Annotated in this window: 6 protein-coding genes; 4 read left to right on the forward strand and 2 right to left on the reverse strand. The window is 60.0% G+C overall.

Going from position 1 to position 8613, the window contains the following annotated elements; all coding sequences use genetic code 11:
* Positions 1-518 precede the first annotated feature (518 nt).
* Positions 519-935 (forward strand): DUF3151 domain-containing protein, encoded by a 417-nt coding sequence (locus HMPREF3056_RS08935; RefSeq protein ID WP_070511468.1) that lies wholly within the window; start codon positions 519-521, stop codon positions 933-935.
* Between the two features lie 246 nt (positions 936-1181).
* Here HMPREF3056_RS08935 and HMPREF3056_RS08940 read toward each other — a convergent pair whose 3' ends face one another.
* Both HMPREF3056_RS08940 and HMPREF3056_RS08945 read right to left on the reverse strand, forming a co-directional pair.
* Positions 1182-2486: a DUF4282 domain-containing protein gene (locus HMPREF3056_RS08940; RefSeq protein ID WP_070754596.1), complete on the reverse strand. Its 1305-nt coding sequence runs from the start codon at positions 2484-2486 to the stop codon at positions 1182-1184.
* 208 nt (positions 2487-2694) lie between these two features.
* The gene (locus tag HMPREF3056_RS08945; RefSeq protein WP_070754597.1) at positions 2695-3753 is read right to left on the reverse strand and encodes a Cj0069 family protein; all 1059 of its coding nucleotides are present in this window, start codon (positions 3751-3753) and stop codon (positions 2695-2697) included.
* A gap of 289 nt (positions 3754-4042) precedes the next feature.
* Between HMPREF3056_RS08945 and HMPREF3056_RS08950 the strand changes: the two genes are divergently transcribed.
* From HMPREF3056_RS08950 to HMPREF3056_RS08960, 3 genes are all read left to right on the forward strand, one after another.
* Positions 4043-4903 carry a sulfurtransferase gene (locus HMPREF3056_RS08950; RefSeq protein ID WP_070680428.1) on the forward strand — a complete coding sequence of 287 codons (861 nt, stop codon included), beginning with the start codon at positions 4043-4045 and terminating at the stop codon, positions 4901-4903.
* Between the two features lie 141 nt (positions 4904-5044).
* Positions 5045-6817, forward strand: a complete 1773-nt coding sequence (locus HMPREF3056_RS08955) for an ATP-binding protein (protein ID WP_070754598.1) — start codon at positions 5045-5047, stop codon at positions 6815-6817.
* Positions 6818-7733: 916 nt separating this feature from the next.
* Positions 7734-8291, forward strand: a complete 558-nt coding sequence (locus tag HMPREF3056_RS08960) for a GNAT family N-acetyltransferase (protein ID WP_070754599.1) — start codon at positions 7734-7736, stop codon at positions 8289-8291.
* The last annotated feature ends 322 nt before the right edge of the window (positions 8292-8613 follow it).

An 8613-nucleotide genomic window follows, 5' to 3' on the forward strand; every position in this document is an offset into this window, starting at 1 on the left:
CCCGCTACGCACCCCGAAACCGGAAGAGCCATTAATGTGGTACATATTTCTTCTCGTGTTTTCCCATTATTGGCCGCTTATCGCAGTCGCAGCATTTTTCATCGTCATTCCCTCGATCGCATGTAACTCGTACTCTGGTGGACTACTTGCGTTATCTGCACCCCCTGAAAAGATAGGTAAGTGCTCGGCAGGAGCACGCCTAATGATGGGACTACTTCCAATCATCGCCTCCACCAGCGCAGGCGTTCTTCTTTCTGCAATTGGTTTTCAGGCAAGCATGGCACTATGTGTTCTGTGCTCGGTTATCTCTTGCTTGATAGTGGCGGGTTCAGTCTTACGCGCACTACCTAAAGCAACCGAGTTCAATTCCCTCCCAGTTCTCGAGTAACCCTTATGACGTATACGAACGCTTCAAAGCCTTCGCGGCGCCAGTCGGACCCCAGCCTTAGCCTCGACTAGTCGTATCCAAGCTCGCCCCCTCTGGTGGCCTCACTGCCACATGGCTAGAGTGGGGCGGCATGGAAATGAAAGACATGCTCGCTCCCCCACCCATCAATCTGCCCGCCGATCCGGGTGCTGACAGCACCGCTGATCTCACCGCGGGAATTGTCGCCCACCCAGATTCCCCGCTGCTCTGGGCGCTGCTGGCGGAGCAAGAACTAGACAAGAACAAGGGCGCTGAGCCCACCGCATTCATCACCGCCTACGCCTATGCGCGCACCGGCTACCACCGCAGCCTCGACCGCCTGCGCGGCAATGGGTGGAAGGGCTGGGGCCCTGTCCCCTTCTCTCACGAACCAAACCAAGGCGTACTGCGCGCGATTGCCGCACTGGGCCATGCCGCGAAGGCCATCGGTGAGGACGCAGAATATGACCGCATCCGCCAGATGCTCTCCGATGCCGACCCCGAGTGCGTCGCTACGCTACTGGATTAAGCACATGGTTCTAGTCACCTGGTTCTACTCAAAAGGTTTAGTTGGGGGCAAGTAAACCATCTAGGAGGCCACAGATGGTTTGTTTGGGGGCACATGAACCATCTGACCTGAACCATACGACTGAAACCAACTGTGGTGGCTACCGGAATTCTCAGACAGCCCCTCCTACATGTAAAAATCCCGCGGACCTCGAATGTGAGGCCGCGGGATTAGCGTGTCTGCGAAAAGCGCAGCGCGTGAGACCACCTATTCCTTATCGCTATCGCCATCCGCCTGAGAGACAAGGTCTCCGGTGTTCTGCGCGGTGCGGATGTTCGCCACGAAGAACTCCAAGATCAAACGGAACTGAATGACGTAGAAAAGGAACGCGATTCCGCCACCGATGACAGCGCCCAGGAACGTCAAGATTCCGATGAGAAAGCTGTCAGTGAAAGCAAAGAAGGAGAAGAGGATCATTCCCGCCCATGCTGCCCCTGCCACGATGACGAGCAGCAGGTAGATGAAGGAGGAGAACTTCAGGGTGACGAAGTCATTGAAGGAGAAGTCAAACAGCGCCTTGAAGAAGCCAGCGCCCTTGGAGGGGCTGCCGCCCTGTGAATTCTGCTGTGGGTAGTCCTGCTGCGGGGAGGCGGCAAAGGGCGAGTTGTTCTGCTGACCAAAGCCCTGCTGATCCTGCGTGCCGAAAGCCTGCTGTTCTTGGGCGCCGAAACCTTGCTGGCCTTGTGCCCCAAATCCTTGGTTCTGTTGGGGGTAGCCACCAAAGCCGGAGGTTGAGTGGGAAGCCGTGGTTCCAAAGCCCTCTCCCGACTGCTGACCAAAGCCATGGTCTTGGTGCGACTCCGACGGGGTGCCGTAGCCATAGCCCTGGTTAGAAAATCCCTGGCTGCCATAACCCTGGTTGTCGTAGCCCTGATTACCGTAGTTCTGGCCGCCATAGCTCTGGTTCGAGTTCACGGAGTCCGCAGAGTGATCAGCGCCAGCGTTGTGATCAGCGCCAGCGTTGTGATCGGCCCCAGAGTTATGCTCGGCGCTCGAGTTCTGCGCCGCACCCGCGTCGCTGTCGGCATTGTAGGAGCCGTAGGAAGCGCCAAAGGTACCGTGAGAGGCTTGGGAATCCTGCCCACCGAAGGTTTCGGAAGCAGGGACAGAGGAACCAGAAGCGTGCTCGGTGCCAGACTCCGTGCTGTTCTTCGCCGAATCGTACGCCGAGTCCGCGGCGGAATCGGAGGACGCATTAAAGCCCGAACCGGACGCGTCAAAGACGCGATTCTCAGCATCCGGCTGCGCACCCTGGGGAGCGGAATAACCGAATCCAGACGAGTCGGCGGAGCCCTCGGAGTAGTCGCCGTATCCTGCCTGGCCACCCCAGCCGAAACCGGAGTTCGATGCCTGGCTACCCCACGCGGACGCAGCGTCATCGTTGCCTGACTGGGAGTTATCGTAACCGCCGAAGCTGCCGTAACCGTTGTTCCCGGCGTTCTCACCGCTGGAACCGTTGACGTGGTTATCGCTGTTATCGCCGTTCTCACCAAACTGGTTGGGGTTCGTCATTTTTCGTTAGACCTTTCGGAGAATCATCGAAATTCGCAGCGCGCTACAGCACTACACTGGCGTAATTTTTACCCCTCCGAACGTACCTGAGATCTCGCTCACCGGCAGCGCGGCTTGGGGAACACGCCCCAGAAAACGACAGTTCCCCCGCCGCAGGCGGGGGAACAATCACAAGCTTGTGCTCAAAGACTAGTGCGCAGCAACGCGCTTAGGCGTGCTTGGCCTCCACGCGCTTGAAGGCCTCAGCAGCCACCTTCTCCTGGATGCCCATGTCCAGCTCAGAGGTGAAGCCCACGCAGGAGCAGTTGATTTCACCAAGGACGTAGGTGTCCTCGCCGTTCTCGCCGTCAGCCAGCATGAAGTCCGCGGTCCAGATCAGCGGGATATTGTCGCCACCGAGCTTCTCAGCGATGACCGGGCGGACCTCAGCGAACATGTCGACGAGCTCCTGCCACTCCTCCGGCTTCTGGTAGGTGTACTTGGCACCGGAGAACAGGGTGGCGGAGAAGGCGTCGCCGCCCTCAGCCGGCTTCTTGTGCACCACGAAGACCGGGTCCGGGCCCACCAGAAGAATGCGGATCTCGCCCTCAACAATGCGCGGCATGAAGCGCATGTCCACGAGCATGCCGTTGTCACCCACGATGTACTGGTCGCAGAAGTCCATGAACTCGCCGAGCTCGCGCTCCTCAGTGTGGTTGTCCACAGCCTCGGTGCACTTGATCTTGGTGTCGAGCGGCAGTGCGATGCCCGGCTCGACGGACTCGGCCAGTTTCTCGTCGGCAAGGCGCACGCGCCAGATGCCGGAGCCGGTGGAGCCACGGTTCTGCTTGAGCACGCGCTCACCGTAGGACAGCGAGGTCGGGAAGGTCTTGTGGAAGGACTCGACGTCGTAGTAGGCGGCGGTGTCAGCCGGAACCAGGTCCGTGTCATTGAGCTTGACCAAGGCATCCTTAGCGCCGTAGGCCATCATCTCGTACGGGGTGGACATGCCGACCAGTCCGGCCTCGGACACCTTGGTGAGCAGATCGAAGTAGCCCTTCTCACCGCCCGGGATGTTGCCCGGGTTCACGCGGGAGATGTAGGCATCGAAGTTCTCCGATACATACTCGAAGAGCTTCTCGGACCACTCAGGGCGGTAGAACACGACCTCGGCGTGCCAACCTGCATCCTTGATGCAGTCGACGATCGGCATGGTGTCCTTACGGTGTCCGTTGATCTGCTTATCGGATCCGCCCTCAACCTCGAAGACGACGATTGCTTTGTGCACAGTGATTCCCTTCCACTAGGGGGTTAGTGAGTGTCACTTCTTAAAATAACCCAGGTTGGACCCTCGCGCTCACCTAGAAAAGCACCCCCGAAAAGGCATAAAAAGCAAGCGTACCGCACTTTTTGGCCGCTGACCTGCACGCTTGTTATAACCAGTGAACGTGCAGCAGCGCTAACTGCAGAAGAAATGTATCCAACACCACAAATACGCCTCCCCCGTGACCACATGTCCGCCCAGCACGCTAGAGTTGAACCGAACGTTCCCCCTCAACGAGAAAGGCAGGTGGACCGTGGCCGAATTCGACCCGAATCCCCCTTTCCAGGAATACGCGCACCCTGAGCGCCTCGTGTCCGCACCGTGGCTGTCCGCGCGACTGGGCATCAACGGCCTCCACGTCATCGAGGTTGATGAGGACTCACTCCTCTACGACATCGGCCACATCCCCACCGCGATCCGCATCAACGTCCAAACTGAGCTGCTCGACAGCACAGCGAGGGACATTATCAGCGCAGAGGATTTCACCGCACTCCTCCGCTCCAAGGGTATTGAGCGCGACGACACCGTCGTCCTCTACGGCGACAAGTCCAACTGGTGGGCTGCTTTCGCGCTGTGGGTCTTCGAGCTCTACGGCCACGAGGACGTGCGGCTTCTCGACGGTGGACGGGACGCCTGGATGTCCGAAGAACGCGACACCTCCTTCATGGTCCCCGAGCCTTCTGCTTCCTCCTACCCGGAGGTTTCCCGCGAGGAATCCTCGCGCATTTTCGTCGACGAGCTGCGTGACTCCTCCGCCACGGTGGTTGACACCCGCAGCCCAGAGGAGTTCTGTGGCGAGGCCGCCCACAAGACTGGGGCCGGTGAGTCCGCCTACGGCACCACAATGACCCACGGCCACATTCCCGGCGCCATCAACCTCGAGTGGGACCGCGCGATTTACCCGAACGGCTGCTTCCGCGCGCTGAGCGAGTTGAAGGTCAACTACGGCGAGCTCGAGCCAGCAACGGAGACCGTCCTTTACTCCCACGTCGGAGCCCAGGCTGCGCACACCTGGTTCGTCCTCAAGTACCTGCTCGGATTCGAGGCACCCCGTGTCTACGACGGCTCGTGGGCAGAATGGGGCAACATGGTTCGCATGCCCGTTGAGCGCTAGCAACACGCCGATATAAGCCCGCATCCGCGCTGGTGCGGGTTTATTTTTTGACACGAAACCAAGATGTGAAGGTATCCTCATGTTTTGGTGTGCAAGAATAGTACGCAGTCCTATCACAAATCATGGAGGAGGGTTCCTGCCGTGGCAGTTGAAACCAAGAACATCACCAAGGTCCTCGTGGCCAACCGCGGTGAGATTGCGGTCCGTGTTATCCGCGCGGCTCGCGACGCCAACATTGCATCCGTAGCGGTCTACGCCGAGCCCGATGCCGATGCCCCATTCGTCACGCTTGCCGACGAAGCCTTTGCACTCGGCGGCCAGACTTCCGCGGAGTCATACCTCGACTTCGGCAAGATTCTCGACGCCGCCTCCAAATCCGGCGCCGACGCCATCCACCCCGGCTACGGCTTCCTCTCCGAGAACGCCGAGTTTGCTCAGGCCGTCATCGACGCCGGCCTGATCTGGATCGGCCCGTCCCCGGAATCCATCGCGGAGCTGGGTGACAAGGTCACCGCCCGCCACATCGCCGAGCGCGCTGATGCTCCTATGGCACCGGGCACCAAGGATCCCGTCGCCAGCGCAGAAGAAGTCGAAGCCTTCGCCGATGAGCACGGCCTCCCCGTTGCCATCAAGGCCGCCTTCGGCGGCGGTGGCCGCGGCATGAAGGTCGCGCACACCCGCGAGGAGATCAAGGACCTCTTCGAATCCGCCACCCGCGAGGCCGTTACCGCTTTCGGCCGCGGAGAGTGCTTCGTCGAGCGCTACCTGGATAAGGCCCGCCACGTCGAGGCCCAGGTCCTCGCCGACCAGCACGGCAACGTCGTCGTCATGGGCACCCGCGACTGCTCCCTGCAGCGCCGCTTCCAGAAGCTCGTCGAAGAAGCCCCTGCCCCCTTCCTCACCGATGAGCAGCGTGCTTCCATCCACGAATCGGCCAAGCGCATCTGCCGCGAGGCGGGATACTACGGCGCCGGCACCGTGGAGTACCTCGTCGGCGCTGATGGTCTCATTTCCTTCCTCGAGGTCAATACCCGTCTCCAGGTGGAGCACCCTGTTACCGAGGAGACCACCGGCTTCGACCTGGTGCGTGAGCAGTTCCGCATTGCTGAGGGGCGTGAGCTCTCCATCTCCGAGGACCCCGCCCCGCGCGGCCACGCCATCGAGTTCCGCATCAACGGCGAGGACGCCGCCGCGGGCTTCATGCCGGCTCCTGGAACCGTCGTCACCTACTCCGAGCCTTCCGGCCCGGGCGTGCGCATGGACTCCGGTGTACGTGAAGGCTCCGTCATCGGCGGCCAGTTCGACTCCATGCTGGCCAAGCTCATCGTCTGGGGTCCGGATCGTGCCACCGCCATCGCGCGCGCACGCCGCGCCCTGGCCGAGTACCGCATCGAGGGTCTTCCCACCGTTATCCCCTTCCACCAGGCCATCCTCACCGATCCCGCCTTCACCGCCGAGGACGGCAACTTCACGGTCTACACCAAGTGGATCGAGGAAGAGTGGGTTAACGAGCTCCCCGCATACGTCGACCCCGCCGAAGCAGCCGAGGACGAAGAGCAGGAGGCGGCCCAGAAGTTCGTCGTCGAGGTGGGCGGCCGCCGCATCGAGGTGGCTTTGCCGGGCAACCTGCTCTTGGGCGGTGGTAGCAAGCGCAAGAAGTCGAAGAAGCGTCGTGGCAAGGGGGCGTCGGCAAGCGTGTCCGGTGACACCGTGACCGCACCGATGCAGGGCAGCGTCATCAAGGTCGCCGTCGAGGAAGGCCAGGAAGTGGAAGAGGGCGAGGTCGTCGTCGTCCTCGAGGCCATGAAGATGGAGAACCCCGTCAAGGCCCACAAGTCCGGCACCGTGACCGACCTCAAGGTATCCACCGGCACGCAGATCAACAAGGGCGAGCCGATTCTGGAGATCAAGTAGTTCGCTAACGCTTCCCTGCCGACAGAGAGCAGTACAAAACTGCTAGAAACCTTGCCTCGATTAGCACAGTTAATTACTCTATGACGTGATACCCCGGTGGAGCTCTGCTCTGGGTCACTGACCTGCTGAGTACTACTTACCGGGGTGCTGACTTGTCGCTCCGGGGGGATGCAGCAGTGGCGCATCAGGATAGCCAGTGGATTACGCAATGGCTCTCAACACCGCGCTGGGAGCCATTTCTTCATGCTGCTCATCAAGACGGCGAAGCCGCATTAGCACTATATGAATGGAACATCAGCGTCGCGATGGCATTTCTCCACGACGCCTCACACGCCGAAGTTCTGCTCAGAAACTCTTATAACACTGTTTTGGAACGGTGGTGGCTGGGGGACCAGCATTGGCTTATAGATCCCAAGTCACCAGTGAATGCACCTCTCCACCGAATGCGCGACGGAGTACAAATAGATTCGAACGATAAGAACCGGCAATCAATAGCGGAAGCTCTGCGACGCAATCATACGAAGCATGTCAGTCCAGGAGCTTTAGTCGCCGAGCTCCCCTTTGGATTCTGGCGCCACTTAACAGACGCAGCTCATGAGCAATTGTTGTGGATTCCTGCGCTGCACAAGGCATTTGAGCCGCACACACGCCGCAAGGAAGTCGAACAACATCTAGCGCGAATCAATCGCGTCAGAAACCGCGCGGCCCACAATGAGCCATTCATAAGCTCACGACGTCGCAGGGAGGCTATTCACGCCTTCCGCTCGATCTTGAAAGTCGAGGAGTTACTGAACCCGCGAGTTACACGCCACACCACCGCCACGAGTACTCTTCTCTGGACCATAGAGAATCCACCAACGCCCCTCGAGCCACTCTGTGAGTAGCTAAATTCAGAGATCAAGTAGCCTCGAAAGGCATGAGCGTTAACGATTCCGAGTTCGGCGTACGGTTGGCCAAGGAGCACGACCGTACCTACCTCTCCCGTCTCCTTTTCCTCGCCGATGTCCTCGGTGACGAGGACGCCCATATCGGGGATTTCCACACACCTGACGTAGGGCTGTACATCGATGAATGGTCTCCCCATGTCGACGGCGGCGTCATCGCAGTCTCCAGCCACCGCGTTCCCGTCGGTGGTGCGTGGCTGCGCTACTACACCACTGAAGCGAAGGGTGCCGCCTACACCGGCAACCCCGAGGCAGATCCTTTTGATGAGTCCCAGTGGGCCACCGACCTAGATCCGGAGGAAATCCCCGAGCTCTTCATTGCTGTGGAGTCCCGCTACAGGGGCCTCGGCGCTGGACGACGCCTCCTGCGCAACACCTGCGACCTGGCCGAAGCCCAAGAGGCTCCTGCGGTATCGCTGTGGATTGAGCCGGAGAACAGCGGTGCCCGCAAGCTATATGAATCCGAGGGCTTCGTCGACATCGACGTCCCGGGCCGCCCGGATGCCCACGTGATGCTCAAGCGCTTCTAGTACCGCAAGCCGACAAAGGGTGTCGACTATACTCGACACCTTCGTCGGCGCGCCGACGGCAGCGCCAAGAGCGACGTTGCTCACCCGCCTATAACCTAGGTCGGGTCACAACGACCGTTTCCGTAGAACGCTGCACGTATCTTCGCGAAACGCGACTAGCTTCTTCGCTCCCCTAACAACGCGCAACGTCTGCATGCCTCCATCGAGATGCTGGAGGCATCTGACAAAAGGCGCCTGGCAAAAGGCATCAGTCAAAAGGCGTTTTCACGGCTAAAAACGCCTTTTATTCAGGGCAGATGGCGTTTTTAGACCCAAAGATGCC

It is taken from the genome of Corynebacterium sp. HMSC056F09 (assembly GCF_001815785.1).
Lineage (GTDB): Bacteria > Actinomycetota > Actinomycetes > Mycobacteriales > Mycobacteriaceae > Corynebacterium > Corynebacterium hiratae.

Coding starts and splice junctions, on each gene's coding strand:
- HMPREF3056_RS08940 (WP_070754596.1), bottom strand. CDS start 2,486: ATGACGAACCCCAACCAGTTTGGTGAGAACGGCGATAACAGCGATAAC.
- HMPREF3056_RS08960 (WP_070754599.1), top strand. CDS start 7,734: ATGAGCGTTAACGATTCCGAGTTCGGCGTACGGTTGGCCAAGGAGCAC.
- HMPREF3056_RS08935 (WP_070511468.1), top strand. CDS start 519: ATGGAAATGAAAGACATGCTCGCTCCCCCACCCATCAATCTGCCCGCC.